Source organism: Nocardia sp. NPDC004582 (assembly GCF_053602115.1).
In genome coordinates, this window is record NZ_JBSGCY010000002.1 from 82,667 (window position 1) to 100,641 (window position 17,975).

Here is a 17,975-nt window from a genome sequence, read left to right on the forward strand (position 1 = left end):
TGTCAAGAGTGGATTCACAGTCACCTTCGACCCGGATACCGCCTCGGACAAGCGAATGGGCGTGGCCGGAAGGACTTCGGCCACGCCCATGTGAGAGTTGAAGATCCAGTGCTGCACGCAATTTCATGTCCCCAGCACCGCACGCTCGATGGTTCGGAGCGTTGTACCGCCAAGCTCACCCCGCCGCACGGCACCGCGTGCATTAGTTATGCGCGAATTGCTATGCGCGACGCAGTGCGAGCACCGGAATAGTCCGGATACCAGCCGTTTTCTCCGCGTACTCCGCGAATCCCGGATACCGCCGAGCCTGCTCGGCGTAGATCCGGTCGCGGTCCGCGCCCTTCACCTCGGTGATAACGACCGGGAAGGTCTCGGTGCCGATCTCGGCCTCGGCCGTCCCGGCGGTAACCAGGTTGTGGTACCAGTCCGGGTTGGTCGGCGCGCCCGCCTTGGAGGCGAAGACGTAGACGACCGCCGGGTCCTGCTCGTCGGCCAGGTACATGGTGGGAGTGACCAGGTCACGACCCGTCTTGCGGCCGCGGTGGTGCAGCAGGATCATCGGCGCGCCCTCGAACGGCCCGCCCACCCGGCCCTCGTTGGCCCGGAACTCGTTGATGATGTTCGTATTCCAGTCGCTCATACCGGTCATTCTGCCGAAAAGGGCCGGGCATCCGTGGGATGCCCGGCCCTGTGCAACGGAAACCGTTACGGCAGCGGACCGCCGGCGGCGATGGCCGAGAGGGTGGCGAACTCGTCACCCTTCAGCGACGCGCCGCCCACCAGGGCGCCGTCGATGTCGGTCTGGCCGACCAGCTCGCCGACGTTCTTGGCGTTGACCGAGCCGCCGTAGAGGACGCGGACGCCCGCGGCCACTTCGGGATTCGCCAGTTCGGCGAGCTCCTTGCGGATGGCGCCGCAGACTTCCTGCGCATCGGCCGGGGTGGCGACCTTGCCGGTGCCGATGGCCCAGACCGGCTCGTAGGCGATGACGATCTTGGAGATCTCCTCCGCCGTCAGGCCCTTGAGCGAGCCGCGCAGCTGCTCGAGGTTGTACTCCACGTGGGTCTTGGTCTCGCGGACGCCCAGGCCCTCACCGATGCAGACGATCGGGGTGATGCCGTACTTCAGCGCCTGCTTGGCCTTGGCCAGCACGGTGGCGTCGTCCTCGTTGTGGTACTGACGCCGCTCCGAGTGGCCCACCACGACGAAGCTGCAACCCAGCTTCGCGAGCATGGACCCGCTGATCTCGCCGGTGTAGGCGCCCTCGTCGTGGGTGGAGACGTCCTGGGCACCGTAGGTGATCAGTAGCCGGTCACCCTCGACCAGCGTCTGCACGCTGCGCAGGTCCACGAACGGCGGAACCACCGTGACGTCGACCTTGTCGAAATACTTCTCCGGCAACGCGAACGCGATCTTCTGCACCAGAGCGATGGCCTCGAGGTGGTTGAGGTTCATCTTCCAGTTGCCGGCGATCAAAGGCTTACGTGCCATGGCTCAGTCCTCCAGAACCGCGAGACCGGGGAGTTCCTTGCCCTCCAGGTATTCCAGCGACGCGCCGCCACCGGTGGAGATGTGCGAGAAACCGTCGTCGGGCAGACCCAGGGTGCGCACGGCCGCGGCCGAGTCACCGCCACCGACGACGGTGAACGCACCCTTCGAGGTGGCCGTGGCGATCGCCTCGGCGACACCGCGGGTACCGGCCGAGAACTTCTCGAACTCGAACACGCCCATCGGGCCGTTCCAGAACACCGTCTTGGCCTCGGTCAGCAGCGCGCCGAAGCGAGCGGCCGAGTCGGGGCCGATGTCCAGACCCATCCAGCCGTCCGGAATCTCGTTGGCGGGCACCGTCTTCGACTCCGCGTCCGCGGCGAACTTGTCGGCCACCACGATGTCCACCGGCAGGTGGATGACGTCGGCGTACTTGTCGAGCAGGTCCTTGCAGGTGTCGATCATCTCTTCCTGCAGCAGCGAGGTGCCCACCGAAAGGCCCTGGGCGGCAAGGAAGGTGAAGCACATGCCGCCGCCGATGACCAGCGTGTCGACCTTCGGCGCGAGCGCCTCGATGACCGCCAGCTTGTCGGAGACCTTGGAACCGCCGAGCACCACCGCGTACGGGCGGGCCGGGTCCTCGGTGAGCTTCTTCAGCACCTCGGTCTCGGCCGCGACCAGCGTGCCCGCGTAGTGCGGGAGCAGCTTGGCCACGTCGTAGACCGACGCCTGCTTGCGGTGCACCACACCGAAACCGTCGGACACGAAAGCACCGTCGTCGCCGACCAGTTCGACCAGGGCGTTGGCGAGCTTGGTGCGCTCGGCATCGTCCTTGCTGGTCTCACGCGCGTCGAAGCGGATGTTCTCGAGCAGCATGACATCACCGTCGGTGAGGCCCTCGGAACGGGCGAGCGCGTCCTGGCCCACCACGTCACCGGCCAGCTGGACATTGCGGCCCAGCTCCTCGGCCAGTCGCGCGGCGACCGGGGCGAGGGAGAACTTCGGGTCCGGCTCGCCCTTGGGGCGGCCCAGATGCGCGGTCACCACGACCTTGGCGCCGGCCTCGGCCAGCGCCTTGATGGTCGGCGCGGACGCGATGATGCGGCCCGGGTCGGTGATGACGCCATTGTCGAGCGGCACGTTCAGGTCCGAGCGCACCAGCACGCCGCGGCCCTCGACGCCCTCGTTCAGCAGATCCTGGAGAGTCTTGATCGTCATCGGCGCTTACAGGGACTTGCCGACGAGGCCGACCAGGTCGGCGAGACGGTTGGAGTAGCCCCACTCGTTGTCGTACCACGAGGCGACCTTGACCTGGTTGTCGATGACCTGGGTCAGCGGCGCGTCGTAGATGGAGGAGTGCGGGTCGGTCACGATGTCGGAGGAGACGATCGGGTCGACGTTGTACTTCAGGATGCCCTTCATCGGGCCGTCCGCGGCGGCCTTCATGGCGGCGTTGATCTCCTCGACCGAGGCGGCGCGCGCCAGGTCGACGGTCAGGTCGGTGAGCGAACCGGTCGGGACCGGCACGCGCAGCGCGTAACCGTTCAGCTTGCCGAGCAGTTCGGGCAGCACCAGGCCGATGGCCTTGGCGGCGCCGGTGCCGGTGGGCACGATGTTCAGCGCGGCGGCGCGGGCGCGACGCAGATCCGAGTGCGGGCCGTCCTGCAGGTTCTGGTCCTGGGTGTAGGCGTGCACGGTGGTCATCAGACCACGCTCGATGCCGAAGGAGTCGTTGAGCACCTTGGCGATCGGGCCCAGGCAGTTGGTGGTGCAGGACGCGTTCGAGATGATGTTCTGCGAACCGTCGTACTTGTCGTCGTTGACGCCCATCACGATGGTGATGTCCTCGCCCTTGGCGGGCGCGGAGATGATGACCTTCTTGGCGCCGGCGGCCAGGTGGCCCTTCGCCTTGGTGGCGTCGGTGAAGATACCGGTCGACTCGACGACCACGTCGACACCCAGGTCACCCCACGGCAGGGCGGCGGGGCCCTCCTTGATGGCCAGCGCGGTGATGCGCTGGTCGCCCACGACGATGGTCTCGTCGCCGTCCAGGGAAACGTCCTGCGGCAGGCGGCCCAGGATCGAGTCGTACTTCAGCAGGGTCGCCAGCGACTTGTTGTCGGTCAGGTCGTTGACCGCCACGATCTCGATGTCGGTGGTGCCGAGGGCCTTCTGCGCCTCGACGGCTCGGAAGAAGTTGCGCCCGATACGGCCGAAGCCGTTGATACCTACCCGGACAGTCACGTTTTCGCTCCTCAGCTTTGCGGATCGTTTCCGTTGCGGTGCTAACCCTAGCCCTGTAACAGAAACATCACGGACACACCCCCGCCACGGTGAACATACGAAAACGATCATTTTCGCCACAGACGACCGGAAGCGCCGCAACCATTGGGGTTGCGACGCTTCCGGACGGAATCACCGTGCGGTTCCGCTCAGTGTAAGCGGCGCCGCGGCCGTTTCAGGCCTCTTCGAGCAGCTCTGCGGTGACCGCGCTTTCGGTGTCGGGCACGCCGAGTTCCTTGGCGCGCCGGTCCGCCATCGAGAGCAGCCGCCGGATCCGGCCCGCCACAGCGTCTTTCGTCATGGGCGGATCGGCCAGCTGGCCCAGCTCCTCCAGGGAGGCCTGGCGGTGCAGCACGCGCAGCTTGCCGGCGGCCGCCAGATGGTCGGGCACATCGTCGCTCAGGATCTCGAGCGCGCGCTCCACCCGGGCCGCGGCCGCGACCGCCGCGCGGGCCGACCGACGCAGGTTCGCGTCGTCGAAGTTGGCCAGCCGGTTCGCGGTCGCCCGGACCTCGCGGCGCATGCGCCGCTCCTCCCAGGTGAGCCGGGTGTCCTGCGCACCCATGCGGGTGAGCAGGGCGCCGATGGCCTCCCCGTCGCGCACCACGACGCGATCGGTGCCGCGCACCTCGCGCGCCTTGGCGGAGATGCCCATGCGCCGGGCCGCGCCGACGAGCGCGAGCGCCGCCTCCGGCCCGGGGCAGCTCACCTCGAGCGCCGAGGACCGGCCCGGCTCGGTGAGCGAGCCGTGCGCGAGAAACGCCCCGCGCCAGGCCGCTTCGGCGTCGCCGATGCTGCCGCCCACGACCTGCGCGGGCAGGCCCCGGACCGGCCGGCCGCGCACGTCGAGCAAACCGGTCTGGCGCGCCAGCGCCTCGCCTTCCTTGGAAACTCGCACTACATACCGGGAGGTTTTCCGGAGCCCTCCGGCGCCGAGAACATGCACATCCGAGCCGTAGCCGTACAGCTCGAAGATCTCTCGACGCAGCCGACGCGCAATGGAACCCATGTCCACTTCGGCTTCGACGATCACCCGACCGCCGACGATGTGCAATCCACCGGCGAACCGCAGTAGCGCGGACAACTCCGCTTTGCGCGAGCTCACCTGAGATACAGAGAGCCGGCTCAGCTCGTCCTTCACTTCCGCTGTCATCGCCACGAGACGCGCTCCTTTCCACCCAACCCGGACCGCACACGTTGGCCCATATGCCGTCCTTCGACTCGAAGCCCTGCTGATTCCGGCCGAGGTTGCCGGATCACCTGATCCAGTGCGGCGGCAAGCTTTCCGGGGTGGTGCCGGTCCGTCCCCGCCTCGGCGACATCAGCGAAGGTTACTCGCGCACGCAGCTGTTCGGCAGCTCTTGCCAGATGTTCGCGTTCCCTACCCTCGGGTACGGAACCGGAGTCCACCAGAACATGGTCGACTGTGAAATCCGGTGCGTGCTGGGACAATACATGCAGGTGCCGTTCCGCGGAGAATCCGGCCGTTTCGCCCGGTTCGGCAGCGAGGTTGAGCACCAGCACTTTCCGCGCCCGCGTATGCAGCAACGCTTCGTGCAAATCCGGCACCAGCACGTGCGGAATGACGCTCGTGAACCAGCTTCCGGGGCCCAGCACCACCACGTCGGCGTGCTCGATCGCCGAGGTCGCCTCGGGGCAGGCGGGCGGATCGGAGGGGATCAGCCGCACCCGGCGCACCTTGCCCGGCGTGGTCGCCACCGCCACCTGACCGCGGATGCAGCGACTCACCCGCGGATCGCCTTCCAGCCCAGAGACATCCGCCTCGATGGTCAGCGCGATCGGCGACATGGGTAGCACTCTTCCGGTGACCCGCAGAATCTTTCCGGCCTCGTCCAGGGCCGCGATGGGGTCGCCCAGCTCCTCGGTCAAGCCCGCCAGAATCAGATTGCCGACCGAGTGCCCGGCCAGCGCGCCGGTGCCGCCGAAGCGGTGTTGCAAGGTTCGCGCCCAGTGCCCGTCGGCCTCTTCGGCCAAGGCCACCAACGCCATTCGCAGATCGCCCGGCGGCAGCATGCCCAGCTCGGCGCGTAGGCGCCCCGAGGAACCGCCGTCGTCGGCGACGGTGACCACCGCGGTGATCTTGCGGGTGAGCCGCCGCACGGCGGTCAGCGTCGCGTACAGCCCGTGCCCACCGCCGAGCGCCACGAAGGCGGGATTGGCGGTGCGGCCGGAAGTGCTCTCACTCATTCCCGCCCCAGATCTCGATGGACCACGCGCACGACGTCCCGAGGATGCTCAGCACCCGAATCGCTCTCCGCCGCACGGCCCGCCAACGCGTCACCCAGCGCCTCCGCTATCGCCACACTGCGGTGTTTACCGCCGGTGCAGCCCACTGCCACGGTCATGTATCGCTTCCCCTCTTGGCGGTAGCCCTCGGTCGTCAGGTCGACGAGATGGCGCGCGGTGCCCAGGTAGTCCTGTGCGCCCGGGCGCGACAACACATACTCGCTGACCGGGGCGTCCTGCCCGGTTTTCTCACGGAGTTCGGGAATCCAATGTGGATTCGGCAGGAAACGCAAATCGAACACCATGTCGGCGTCGAGCGGGACTCCGTACTTGAACCCGAACGATTGCACGGTCAACTGCAATACGGTGGCGGCGTCGCCGCCGTAGACCTCCTCGAGCTTGCGGTGCAACTGATGGATCGACAGCGCGGTGGTGTCGATGACGACGTCCGCGGCGGTCTTCACCGGGTCCAGCCGCCGGCGTTCGGCGGCGATGCCGGCGGTCAGGGTGCCGTCGGCGCTCTCGCTCTGCAATGGGTGGCGGCGGCGCGCGAAACCGAAGCGCCGGATCAGCACATCGTCGGAGGCCTCGAGGAACAGGATGCGGGTGCGCACGCCGGCGGACCGCAACTGCTCGACCACCGCGGACAGATTCCCCGTGAAGAAGCGGTTGCGCACGTCCATGACCAGCGCGAGCTTGCGGATCGGGGGTTCGGCGGCGCGGCCCAGATCGACCATGCGGCCGATCAACTCCGGCGGCAGATTGTCGGCGACGTAGTACCCGAGGTCCTCGAGCACCTTGCCGGCGGTGCCGCGGCCGGCGCCGGACAGGCCGGTCACGATGACCACCTCGACCGGAGCGGGTTCGGAACCGGGCCGCCCCTTGCGGGGGCTGGGCTGGGACTCGCCTGATTCGGTTGCCGTGCTGTTCTCGGCAGTAGCTGTGCTGTCTTCGACGCGCGTCATGTCCTACCGGTTCGTGTCTGGAGTTCCCTCGATCATCCTGCACCGACGCCCGCGAACCCGGCAGGCGAGCGGCGGGAGCGCAACACAGCTGTGATTTCCGCTCCCGACCAGCACACACGGCGTGTCGCAAATTTCCCGTTCGGCGTGTCGCACTCTACCCGGTGGGTCCCCATCCGACGCGCCGCGAAACGCCGATCCGCTACTGCTGTCGCAACGCGTCCAGGACTGCCCTGGCCGTCGCCACGCCGATGCCCGGGACCGCGGTGATCTGCTCCACCGTAGCCTCCTTGAGCTTGGCGACCGACCCGAAATGCGTCACCAGCGCGGTCTTGCGGGTCGACCCCAGCCCCGGCACCGAATCCAGCGCCGACGCCGTCATCCGCCGCGACCGCTTGGAGCGGTGGAAGGTGATGGCGAAGCGGTGCGCCTCGTCGCGCACCCGCTGCAGCAGGTAGAGCGCCTCACTGGTGCGCGGCATGATCACCGGGTCGGGCTCGTTGGGCACCCACACCTCCTCCAGGCGCTTGGCCAGGCCGATCACCGCGACATCGGTGATGCCCAGCTCGTCGAGCACCTCGGCGGCCGCGTTCACCTGCGGCGCGCCGCCGTCCACCACGTACAGGTTGGGCGGGTAGGAGAAGCGGCGCGGCTTGCCGGTCTTCGGGTCGATCCCGGGCAGCCCGGGTTCGGTTGCCTCGGAATCGGATTCGAGCTCGGCGGCCTCGGCGGCGTCGAGCTCGCGGCGCAGCTTGCCGAAGCGGCGCCGCGTCACCTCGGCGATGCTGCCCACGTCGTCGGAGCGGCCCTCCCCGGCCGCTTCCTTGATCGTGTAGTGCCGGTACTCGGACTTGCGGGCCAGCCCGTCCTCGAACACCACCAGCGAGGCCACCACATCGGTGCCTTGTACGTGCGAGATGTCCACACACTCGATGCGCAGCGGCGCGCTGTCCAGATCGAGGGCGTCCTGGAGCTCCTGCAGCGCGGCCGAACGCGCGGTCAGGTCCCCGGCCCGCTTGAGCTTGTGCTGGGCGAGGGCCTCCTGTGCATTGCGCTGCACGGTCTCGGCCAGCGCCTTCTTGTCCCCGCGCTGGGGCACCCGCAACTGCACCGCCGACCCGCGCAGCCCCGACAGCCACTGCTGCACCTGATCGTGGTCGTCGGGCAGGGCCGGGACCAGCACCTCGCGCGGGACCACCGCGCCCGGCGTCTCGTCACCGCTCTGCGCGGCGACCGCGGTCTGCTCGCCGTAGAACTGGGTCAGGAACTGCTCGACCAGCGCGGGCAGCTCGCCCCCGGCGGCCGCGGCGTCGATGGCGTCGCCGGATTTGTCGACCACCCAGCCGCGCTGACCGCGCACCCGCCCGTCGCGGACGTGGAAGATCTGGACCGCGGCCTCGAGCTCGTCCACGGCGAAGTCGATGACATCGGCGTCGGTGCCGGTGCCCAGCACCACCGCCTGCTTCTCCAGGGCGCGCTTGAGCGCCTGCACGTCGTCGCGCAGCCGGGCGGCGTTCTCGAAGTCGAGTTCGTCGGCGGCCTCGTGCATGCGGCGTTCCAGCTGCTTGACCAGCCGGTCGGTCTTGCCGGAGAGGAAGTCGCAGAAGTCGTCCACGATGTCGCGGTGCTCGGCCGCGCTCACCCGGCCGATGCACGGCGCGGAGCACTTGTCGATGTAGCCGAGCAGGCACGGGCGCCCGATCTGGCTGTGCCGCTTGAAGACTCCGGCCGAGCAGGTGCGCACCGGGAACACTCGCAGCAGCAGGTCCAGGGTCTCGCGGATGGCCCAGGCGTGGGCGTACGGCCCGAAGTAGCGGACGCCCTTCTTGCGCGCGCCGCGGTAGACGAAGACGCGCGGATACTCCTCGTCGAGGCTGACCGCCAGCACCGGGTACGACTTGTCGTCGCGGTAGCGGACATTGAAGCGCGGATCGAATTCCTTGATCCAGTTGTATTCCAGCTGCAGCGCTTCCACCTCGGTGGACACCACGGTCCACTCGACGCCGGCGGCGGTGGTCACCATCTGGCGGGTGCGCGGATGCAGCCCGGCCACATCGGCGAAGTACGAGTTCAGCCGCTGGCGCAGGCTTTTCGCCTTGCCGACATAGATGACCTGCCCGAACTTGTCCCGGAACTTGTAGACGCCCGGTTCGACGGGGATGGTGCCCGGGGCGGGCCGGTAGGTCGCGGGATCTGCCACGGCTCCAGGTTAGTCAGTGACTCCGACACCCGATCCCGGGTACAGCCTCCGACACCCCATCCACGGCGCTCTCGGCGACGAAGTATCGACAAGATCGTTCATCAGGAGAGGGAACCCCACATGATCCGTCTGCGCACTCGCCGCCGCTCGCTCGCCGTCGTGGACGCGGTCTGCCTGGCCGCGGCCGCCCTGGTGGCGGTGTCCGTGCCCGCCACGGCCGAGTCCGGCGACGCGTCGATCCTCGTGTCCGGGGTGCTCACCGGGTACCGCTCGCCCGCCCTGTTCTGTGGTGGGGCCGTGCTGAATTCCCCGGTCGACCGGCAGGCCGCCTGACGCCGCGCGCCACGCCGGAACACCGATCTCCGCGAGTTTCAGCGGTGCGGAGGGTCTCGCGGGTCAGTATGGACGAACTGTTTCGCTTGATCTGTCCGTATACGAGGGAGCTTGTTCGATGACGAACCATCACCATCTCCACCCGCGCCGCCGGTCGCTCGCGATCGGTTCCGCACTCGGCATCGGCGCGGCGGGCCTGATCGCGGTGTCGGCTCCGGCCGCCCACGCCGATTCGCCCTGCCGTATCGACCGGACGCTCGACACCGCCACCTTCACCTGCCCCGCGGACACCTGGTACGCCGCGGTGGTGCAGTGCCTGGGCGCACGGCAGGTCGGCAACGGCTACCAGTCCCCCACCTACATCGTGGGCGACTCGCCGCGCCCGCTCATTCCCATGACCATCGAATGCAAGGGTGAGGGCAAGAACGGCATCGTACTCAACGCCTGGACCGACGGCCCGTTCTGAACCATCGGTGATCCGGCGTTCCCGGAGAACTACGCGATCTCGCGCCGCAAAGCCGGTGCGAGATCGCCCTTTTCGCCCACTTCCACGGTGTCGAGTTCCAGCCAGTCGGCCATCTCCCGCAGCGCGGGGGCCAGTGCCCCGGCGATCCGGGCGTGGTCGCGTCCCGGCTCGGCGAACGCGCCCGGCACCAGCAGCCGCCCGCTCGCGCGCTCGGCGCGCAGGTCCACCCGCGCGACCAGTTCGCCGTCGAGCAGGAACGGGAAGACGTAATAGCCGTGCACGCGTTTGTGTTCCGGCGTGTAGATCTCGATGCGGTAATGGAAGTCGAACAGCCGCTCGGTGCGATCGCGGAAGAAGATCAGCGGATCGAAGGGGCACAGCAGGGCCGCGCCGGAGACGCGGCGGGGCGTGCGGGCCTCGGTGTGCAGGTACGCGGGTCTATCCCAGCCCTGCACGGTGACCTGCGTCAATTCCCCGCTGTCGAGCAGATCGGCGATGGCGGGCTCGGTCTGGCGGCGGGTCAGCCGGTAGTAGTCGCGCAGATCGGTCTCGGTGCCCACGCCGTGCGCCCGGGCCGCGCGCCGCACCAGCTCGCGGATCGCGTCCGCCTCATCCGGTTCGCGGGAAACCACCTCGGCGGGTAGGACGTTCGCGGCGAGGTCGTAGTGGCGCTGGAAGCCGACCCGGCGGGGCACGGTCAGCTCCCCCGCCGCGAACAACGCCTCGCACACCACCTTGGTGTCGCTGTAGTTCCAGCCCCAATTGTCCTTGGCCCGTGGCCGATCCAGCTCCAGGTGCCGTTCGACCTCCCCCGCGGTGCTCGCGCCGTACTCCTTGACCACGGCCAGCACATCGTCGGCCAGGCCCGGATTGCGTTCCAGCACGTGCCGCATCCCGTTCCAGCGGCCGTGCCGGTACTGCACCATGCGCCAGCGCATCAGCGGCCAGTCCCGCACGGGGATCAGCGCCGCCTCGTGCGCCCAGTATTCGATCAGCTGCCGTGGCTTGCGGGCGCTGTGGCCCCACGCGGCCTCGTCGAGCAGGGTCCGGTCGTAGGCGCCGATGCGGCTGAACACAGGCGCGTAGTGCGCCCGCACCACCGCCGACACCGAATCCAGCTGCAGCAGCCGGGTGCTGTCGAGGACCTTCATGACCGTGCGCCGGGTGGGTGGCGCGCTCGGCCGGGCGGGCCCGAACCCCTGGGCCGCGAGGGCGATGCGGCGCGCCGCCGCGAGTGACAGGGATCCGGTCGGCGAAGTCGGCACACTCGAACCATGCCACGACCCACCGACAAACCTGCCCGATACACGACTGTATCGAGCACCTGTACAGCGGCGACCTCGTTGGATACATTCGTGTATCGAACTTCGACACCAAGGAAATGGGCATGATCGAGAACCCGGATGTCATCGTGGTCGGGGCCGGTCTGGCCGGTCTCGTCGCCACACACGAACTGGTCAAGGCGGGTAAGCGGGTCCTGATTCTGGATCAGGAGAATCGCGCCAACCTGGGCGGGCAGGCGTTCTGGTCGCTGGGCGGGCTGTTCTTCGTGGACAGCCCCGAGCAGCGGCGGCTCGGCGTCAAGGACAGCCTCGAGCTGGCCCTGCAGGACTGGCTGGGCTCGGCGGGCTTCGACCGCGAGGACGAGGACCACTGGGCGCGGCAGTGGGCGCGCGCCTACGTGGAGTTCGCGGCCACCGAGAAGCGGCAGTACCTGCACGACCTCGGGCTGCGGGTGACGCCGCTGGTGGGCTGGGCCGAGCGCGGCGGCGAATCGGCCGACGGGCACGGCAATTCGGTGCCGCGGTTCCACCTCACCTGGGGCACCGGGCCCGAGGTGGTGCGGGTGTTCCTCGAACCGGTGCTCGCGGCGGAGCGGCGCGGGCAGGTCGGGTTCGCGTTCCGGCATCGCGTGGACGAGCTGATCGTGGCGGACGACGCCGTCACCGGCGTGCGCGGCAGCGTGCTGGAGGACTCCACCGAGGACCGCGGCGTCGCGTCCTCACGCACCGTGACCGGCGAGTTCGAACTGCGCGCGGCCGCGGTGATCGTGTCCTCCGGCGGTATCGGCCACAATCACGAACTGGTGCGGCGCAATTGGCCCACCGAGCGGCTCGGGCCGTGCCCGGAGCACATGATCGCGGGCGTGCCGGCCTACGTCGACGGCCGCATGCTCGGCATCACCGAGGCCGCGGGCGGGCGGATCGTGAACCGGGATCGCATGTGGCACTACACCGAGGGCATCCACAACTGGGATCCGGTGTGGCCCGATCACGCCATCCGCATCATTCCCGGGCCGTCGTCGCTGTGGTTCGACGCCAACGGAAAGCGCATGACCGCACCGGCTTTCCCGGGTTTCGACACCAATGCCACCATGAAGCAGATCCTGGCCACCGGCTACGACTACTCGTGGTTCATCCTGACCCAGTCGATCATCGAGAAGGAGTTCGCGCTGTCGGGCTCGGAGCAGAATCCCGATATCACCGGTAAGGACCTCAAGCTCACGCTCAAGAGCCGGGTGGCCAAGGGCGCGCCGGGACCGGTGGAGGCGTTCAAGCAGCACGGCGTCGACTTCGTGGTCGCCGATACCCTGCCCGAACTCATCGCGGGGATGAACAAGATCTCGCGCGGCCCGCAGCTGGACGCGGCCGACATCGAGCGCCAGATCGTGGCGCGCGATCGCGACGTCGAGCACAAGTTCAGCAAGGACGCCCAGCTCATGGCCGTCAACAACGCGCGACGGTATCTGGGCGACAAGCTGGGCCGGGTGGCCACGCCGCACAAGATCCTCGATCCGGCGCACGGCCCGCTGATCGGCGTGCGGCTCAATATCCTGACCCGCAAGACCCTGGGCGGGCTGCAGACCAATCTGGACTCGCAGGTCATCCGCGCCGACGGCACCCCGTTCCCGGGGCTGTACGCCGCGGGCGAGGTCGCCGGTTTCGGCGGCGGCGGGGTGCACGGCTACAACGCGCTGGAAGGCACCTTCCTGGGCGGGTGCATCTTCTCCGGCCGGGCCGCGGGACGAGCCCTGGGCCGTACCCTGCAGTGACGACTCCGGTTGCCGCCCACCGTATTCCGGTGGGCGGCGACTGTCGTCAGTCGACCGCGAACCAGCGGTAGCAGTCGCGGCGCAGCAGCAGCGCCAGCACGATGCCCGAGACCATGATGCCGCCGAGCACGGTGAACGGGCCCACGCCCGTGGGCATTTCGGCCGACATCAGGGTGAACACCCCCAGGAAGGCCTGCAGGCTGGCCAGACCCAGCGCGGTCACCCAGATCCAGCGCGACCGCAGGCCGAACAGCAAGGCCACAGCGCCGGTGACCCAGGCGGCGAAGAAGTGGCCGATGCTGCCCGCGACGCTGTCGAACCCGGCTGGAATGGAGAGCATGCTGTGCAGCACGGCCAGGCCGGTCGCGCCGAGCGCGGCGAATTGGGTCTCGCGGACCTGGGCGGGCACCTCGGCGTCCGCGCTCTCGCGGCGCAACCCCCGCACGCCGTCGATCGCCCGCTCGAACAATGTGGCAGGAACGCCGTTTTCCGTGACTGTCGGTGTCATTTCCACCTCGTCGGCAACAGCCGATAACGAACTCACAGCACTCCTCGTTGAGTAACCCCTGGTGGCGCGCCCCCTGCGACCCGCCGAACCAGACGCTAACCAAATGTTCAGAGTCCGGACAATCTCGTTCCCGAAGTTATGACCATGCCCACAGCCGATAGGTGTCCGCTACACACAGTGAAATCGAACACAGAACGGCCGCACGCCATTTCGCGTGCGGCCGTTGAAAAGACCTGGTCCGGAGACTATTTGTCGTCCATGGGGATCGGCGGAACGACCGGGAATTCCCCGGTGTAGCCCTCGCGCAGCTTGGCGATGGCCAGGACCCGCGGGCTGGCGATCCGCCAGCCGATGGCGAGCGCGGGGACGATGATGACCAGGCTGGCCACCGTCCACGTACCGACCGGACGGTCGAAAGCCATCAGAATCAACACCAGCCCCAGGAACACCAGCGTCGCGATACCGGTATACGGAGCACCGAACATCCGGAACGCCGGCCGCTCGGCCCGGCCCTGCTTCGCCAGGTAGAACAGCTTCAACTGGCACAGCACGATGGTCGCCCAGGACGCCAGAATGCCCAGCGAGGCGACATTCAGCACGATTTCGAACGCCTGCGACGGCACGATGTAATTCAGCCAGATACCGAACAATGCGATGGCGCTGGTGAGCAGAATTCCGCCGTACGGCACACCGGCCTTCGACATGCGCGAGGTGAATTTCGGGGCGCTGCCGTTCATGGACATCGAACGCAGAATTCGGCCGGTCGAATACAGGCCCGCGTTCAGACTCGACAAGGCGGCGGTGAGCACCACGAAATTCATGATCGAACCCATGTGCGCGACGCCGAGTTTGCCGAAGAAGGTGACGAACGGGCTCTCCCCCGCCTTGTACGCGGTGTAGGGCAGCAGCAGCGCCAGCAGAATCACCGAGCCGCAATAGAACAGCGCGATACGCATGATCACCGAGTTGATCGCGCGCGGCATGATCTTCGCCGGATTCTCGGTCTCGCCCGCCGCGATGCCGACCATTTCCACGGCGGCGTAGGCGAACACCACGCCGGAGGTGACGGTGACCAGCGGCAGCACGCCGGTCGGGAACCAGCCGCCCGCGGCGGAGATCATGCCGAAGCCGGTGGCCTGGCCGTCCACCTCGAACCGCCCCGCGAAGAAGACGGTGCCGACCACCAGGAAGGTGAGCAGGGCGACCACCTTGATCATGGCGGCCCAGAATTCCATCTCGCCGAACCACTTCACCGAGGCCAGGTTGATGCCGAGCACGATGACGAGCGCGCCCAGCGCCAGCAGCCATTGCGCGATCGGCTGGAAGGGCCCCCAGTAGTGCAGGTAGGTGGCGACCGCGGTGGTGTCGACGATGCCGGTCATGGACCAGTTCAGGAAGTACATCCACCCGGCCACGAATGCGGCCTTCTCACCGAAGAATTCGCGCGCGTAGGAGACGAACGAGCCCGAGGACGGGCGGTGCAACACCAGTTCGCCGAGGGCGCGCAGGATGAAGAAGACGAAGGCGCCACAGATCAGGTACACCAGGAACAGCGACGGCCCGGCATTGGCGAGGCGACCGCCGGCGCCCAGGAACAGGCCGGTGCCGATGGCGCCACCGATGGCGATCATCTGCAATTGCCGGGGTTTCAGGGCTTTGTGGTAGCCGCTGTCCTCGGCATTGAGGCTGGTGGCAGTTGTCCGGATCTCGGTCATACGCCGGGTTAACCCTCCGCTATCGTGAAACGAGGCCGTCCGAGAGTACCTTGCCGTTTGCTGCGAGCCGTGCCGCCGCTCCGGACGGGGTCAGCGCGGCCGTTTCCGGCTGGTCCAAGCCGATTCATCGGCGATTGCCATGGAAGTGCTGATGATTCATAGGTGAGCAGACCGGTCAAACCGCCGCCCCGGCACGCCCGCGGAGCTAGAGTCCGGTCATGAGGCGCTTGCGACGAACCGGAAGCGGCGCTGCCGCCCTGCTGCTGTCGATCGGAATGCTCACCGCCTGTTCGTCCTCGACGAACGAGAGTTCGTCGTGCACGGTGTCCCCCAACGGAACTCCGGTCACCTCCGGGGTTCCCGCCGGGCCCAGCTCGACCAATCTGGCCTTGCACCCGGAGGTCGCCACCGGCTACCGCACCGGCATGACTCCGGTGCGCACCGGCGGATTCGCGGTCTCCACCGCCAATCCGGTCGCCACCGAGGCCGCCTGCCGGGTGCTGCGCGACGGCGGCACCGCCGCGGACGCGCTGATCGTGGCCCAGACCGTGCTGAACCTGGTGGAGCCCCAGGCCACCGGCATCGGCGGCGGCGCGTTCCTCATGTACTACGACGCCGCGACCAAGAGCGTCGACGCCTACGACGGCCGCGAGACCGCGCCCCAGGCCGCCACCGAGGACTACCTGCGTTACATCGGCCCCGCCGATCACACTGTGCCGCAACCCAACGCGCGCGCCAGCGGCCGCTCCATCGGCGTGCCGGGCGTGCTGCGCATGCTGGAGCTCGCGCACACCGAGCACGGCAAGCAACCCTGGCGCGACCTGTTCACCCCCGCGGTGAACCTCGCCGACGGCGGCTTCACGATCTCCCCGCGGATGGCCACCCAGATCGCGGCGTCCCAGGCGGACCTGGCCCGCGACGACGCCGCCCGCGCGTATTTCCTGCTGCCCGACGGCAATCCGAAGCAGGCGGGCACCACGCTGGTCAATCCGGCCTTCGCCAAGACGCTCTCGGCCATCGCCGCCGACGGCGCGAACGCCTTCTACACCGGGGCCATCGCCGCCGACATCGTCGACACCACCGCCACCGCCTCCGGCGGCCGCACCCCCGGACTGCTGGCGCTCGCGGACCTGTCGTCGTACCAGGCCAAGAAGCGCACCGCGGTGTGCTCCCCGTATCGAACCCACGAGATCTGCGGCATGCCGAACCCGTCCTCGGGCGGCATCACCGTCGAGGCGGCGCTGGGCATTCTGTCGAATTTCGATCTGGCCGCGATGAAACCGACCGACGTATCCGGAGACGGGACCACCGCGCGCGACGGCGGCAAGCCCACCGCCGAGGCCGTGCACCTGATCGCCGAGGCCGAGCGGCTGGCCTACGCCGATCGCGACAAGTACATCGCCGACTCGGATTTCGTTCCGCTGCCGGGCAATTCACCGCAGACGCTGCTGAATCCGAACTACCTGAAGCAGCGGGCCGCGCTCATCAACCCGAGCAAGAGCCTGGGCACCGCCACACCGGGCGACTTCGGGCCGGTCCCGGTCGGCAACGGGCCGCAGCAGCCCGAGCACGGCACCAGCCACATCTCGATCGTCGACAAGTACGGCAACGCGGCCTCGATGACCACCACGGTCGAATCCGCGTTCGGGTCCTTCCATTTCGTGGACGGCTTCATTCTCAACAACCAGCTCACCGACTTCGCCGCCGAACCCCTCGACAAGGACGGCGCGCCGGTCGCCAACCGCATCGACGCGGGCAAGCGGCCGCGCAGCTCCATGGCCCCGACCCTGGTGTTCGACCGCGCTCCCGACGGCGGCCGGGGCGCGCTCAGCCATGTCACCGGGTCGCCGGGTGGCGCGGTGATCATCCAGTTCGTGGTGAAAACCCTGGTCGCCATGCTGGATTGGGGGCTGAATCCACAGCAGGCGGTGTCGATGATCGACTTCGGCGCGGCCAACACACCCACCACGAACGTGGGCGGTGAGCATCCGGCGGTGAACGCCACCGACAACGGCGACCACGACGTGCTGGTCCAGAAGCTGCGTGCCTCCGGCGATCAGGTGTCGGTGGCGCCGCAATCGAGCGGGCTCTCGGCGCTGGTCCGCGACGGCGACGGCTGGATCGGCGGCGCGGATCCCCGCCGCGAGGGCGCGGTGCTCGGCGGCCCGCGCTAGGCCGCGTCCGGCGCGCCCGGCCGCGGGCCCGGCGCGTCGACCCTCATGAGCGGGGCCAGTGCCGCCCGCGATAGTTCTCGATATCGGCATTGAATCGGGCCAGCAACGACGCCAGCGCCGAGACGTCCTCGTCGGACCAGTCGGCCAGGATCTCGTCGAGATGCCGAAGGCTCTGCGCGCGTTCGGCATCGAGCCGGGCGGCGCCTTCGGCAGTGACCCGGAACTTGCGGGCGATGCCGCCGTCGGGGTCGGGGATGCGTTCGGCCAGGTCCGCGCGCAGCAGCGCGGCGGTCTGCCGATTGAGGGTGGAGGCGTCCAGCCCCAGCGTGTCACTGAGCTGACCGATCGACATCGGCCCCTCCCCGCGCAGCAGGCTGAGCAGCAGGTAGGCGCTGCGGTCGAGGCCATTGTCGCCTTTGCGCGGAATCAGGCTGTACCGGCCGAACAGCATGGTCTCGAACTCGAGCAATTCGCTGGGCTTGGTCACTTCCGTCCTTTCCGCGGTCCCCTGCACCCTACGTGTGACAGGGGCCGAGCATCGATTATG

General features: G+C 68.4%; 16 protein-coding genes. 4 read left to right on the top strand and 12 right to left on the bottom strand.

Translation table 11 applies throughout. From position 1 onward, the window contains the following. Positions 1-220: 220 nt before the first annotated feature. From ACWELJ_RS01120 to uvrC, 8 genes are all read right to left on the bottom strand, one after another. Positions 221-649 (bottom strand): nitroreductase/quinone reductase family protein, encoded by a 429-nt coding sequence (locus ACWELJ_RS01120; protein WP_452364150.1) that lies wholly within the window; start codon positions 647-649, stop codon positions 221-223. Positions 650-705: 56 nt separating this feature from the next. Next, positions 706-1,491: a triose-phosphate isomerase gene (tpiA, locus tag ACWELJ_RS01125; protein ID WP_452364151.1), complete on the bottom strand. Its 786-nt coding sequence runs from the start codon at positions 1,489-1,491 to the stop codon at positions 706-708. A 3-nt stretch (positions 1,492-1,494) separates the two neighbouring features. Beyond that, entirely contained in the window at positions 1,495-2,706 is a 1,212-nt protein-coding gene (locus tag ACWELJ_RS01130; protein ID WP_452364152.1) for a phosphoglycerate kinase, read from the bottom strand. 6 nt (positions 2,707-2,712) lie between these two features. Next, entirely contained in the window at positions 2,713-3,732 is a 1,020-nt protein-coding gene (gap, locus tag ACWELJ_RS01135; RefSeq protein ID WP_357083207.1) for a type I glyceraldehyde-3-phosphate dehydrogenase, read from the bottom strand. Between the two features lie 214 nt (positions 3,733-3,946). Beyond that, positions 3,947-4,930 (bottom strand): DNA-binding protein WhiA, encoded by a 984-nt coding sequence (gene whiA / locus ACWELJ_RS01140; RefSeq protein ID WP_120736392.1) that lies wholly within the window; start codon positions 4,928-4,930, stop codon positions 3,947-3,949. Next, positions 4,921-5,979 carry a gluconeogenesis factor YvcK family protein gene (locus ACWELJ_RS01145; RefSeq protein WP_452364153.1) on the bottom strand — a complete coding sequence of 353 codons (1,059 nt, stop codon included), beginning with the start codon at positions 5,977-5,979 and terminating at the stop codon, positions 4,921-4,923. Before ACWELJ_RS01145 ends, whiA begins: the two co-directional genes overlap by 10 nt. After that, positions 5,976-6,983, bottom strand: a complete 1,008-nt coding sequence (gene rapZ / locus ACWELJ_RS01150; protein ID WP_452364154.1) for an RNase adapter RapZ — start codon at positions 6,981-6,983, stop codon at positions 5,976-5,978. Before rapZ ends, ACWELJ_RS01145 begins: the two co-directional genes overlap by 4 nt. Before the next feature lie 199 nt (positions 6,984-7,182). After that, positions 7,183-9,180 carry an excinuclease ABC subunit UvrC gene (gene uvrC / locus ACWELJ_RS01155; RefSeq protein WP_452364155.1) on the bottom strand — a complete coding sequence of 666 codons (1,998 nt, stop codon included), beginning with the start codon at positions 9,178-9,180 and terminating at the stop codon, positions 7,183-7,185. A gap of 120 nt (positions 9,181-9,300) precedes the next feature. Between uvrC and ACWELJ_RS01160 the strand changes: the two genes are divergently transcribed. Both ACWELJ_RS01160 and ACWELJ_RS01165 read left to right on the top strand, forming a co-directional pair. Further along, positions 9,301-9,513, top strand: coding sequence for a hypothetical protein (locus ACWELJ_RS01160; RefSeq protein WP_452364156.1), 213 nt, complete (start codon positions 9,301-9,303; stop codon positions 9,511-9,513). A gap of 118 nt (positions 9,514-9,631) precedes the next feature. Beyond that, positions 9,632-9,979: a hypothetical protein gene (locus tag ACWELJ_RS01165; protein ID WP_357083223.1), complete on the top strand. Its 348-nt coding sequence runs from the start codon at positions 9,632-9,634 to the stop codon at positions 9,977-9,979. Positions 9,980-10,008: 29 nt separating this feature from the next. On the opposite strand, the gene ACWELJ_RS01170 is transcribed toward ACWELJ_RS01165, so the two are convergent. Beyond that, the gene (locus ACWELJ_RS01170) at positions 10,009-11,244 is read right to left on the bottom strand and encodes a winged helix-turn-helix domain-containing protein (RefSeq protein ID WP_452364157.1); all 1,236 of its coding nucleotides are present in this window, start codon (positions 11,242-11,244) and stop codon (positions 10,009-10,011) included. 122 nt (positions 11,245-11,366) lie between these two features. Here ACWELJ_RS01170 and ACWELJ_RS01175 point away from each other — a divergent pair, with 122 nt between their 5' ends. Further along, positions 11,367-13,031 carry an FAD-binding dehydrogenase gene (locus ACWELJ_RS01175; protein WP_452364158.1) on the top strand — a complete coding sequence of 555 codons (1,665 nt, stop codon included), beginning with the start codon at positions 11,367-11,369 and terminating at the stop codon, positions 13,029-13,031. 46 nt (positions 13,032-13,077) lie between these two features. Here the strand turns inward: ACWELJ_RS01175 and ACWELJ_RS01180 are convergent, their stop codons facing one another. Together ACWELJ_RS01180 and ACWELJ_RS01185 are read right to left on the bottom strand one after the other, a co-directional pair. Then, positions 13,078-13,539: a hypothetical protein gene (locus ACWELJ_RS01180; RefSeq protein WP_452364159.1), complete on the bottom strand. Its 462-nt coding sequence runs from the start codon at positions 13,537-13,539 to the stop codon at positions 13,078-13,080. Between the two features lie 245 nt (positions 13,540-13,784). Beyond that, positions 13,785-15,254 carry an amino acid permease gene (locus ACWELJ_RS01185; protein ID WP_452364160.1) on the bottom strand — a complete coding sequence of 490 codons (1,470 nt, stop codon included), beginning with the start codon at positions 15,252-15,254 and terminating at the stop codon, positions 13,785-13,787. 218 nt (positions 15,255-15,472) lie between these two features. Here ACWELJ_RS01185 and ACWELJ_RS01190 point away from each other — a divergent pair, with 218 nt between their 5' ends. Continuing rightward, complete coding sequence (locus tag ACWELJ_RS01190; RefSeq protein ID WP_452364161.1) at positions 15,473-17,428, top strand: gamma-glutamyltransferase family protein; 1,956 nt, start codon at positions 15,473-15,475, stop codon at positions 17,426-17,428. Positions 17,429-17,471: 43 nt separating this feature from the next. On the opposite strand, the gene ACWELJ_RS01195 is transcribed toward ACWELJ_RS01190, so the two are convergent. Then, entirely contained in the window at positions 17,472-17,915 is a 444-nt protein-coding gene (locus tag ACWELJ_RS01195) for a MarR family winged helix-turn-helix transcriptional regulator (protein ID WP_452364162.1), read from the bottom strand. Between the last annotated feature and the right edge of the window lie 60 nt (positions 17,916-17,975).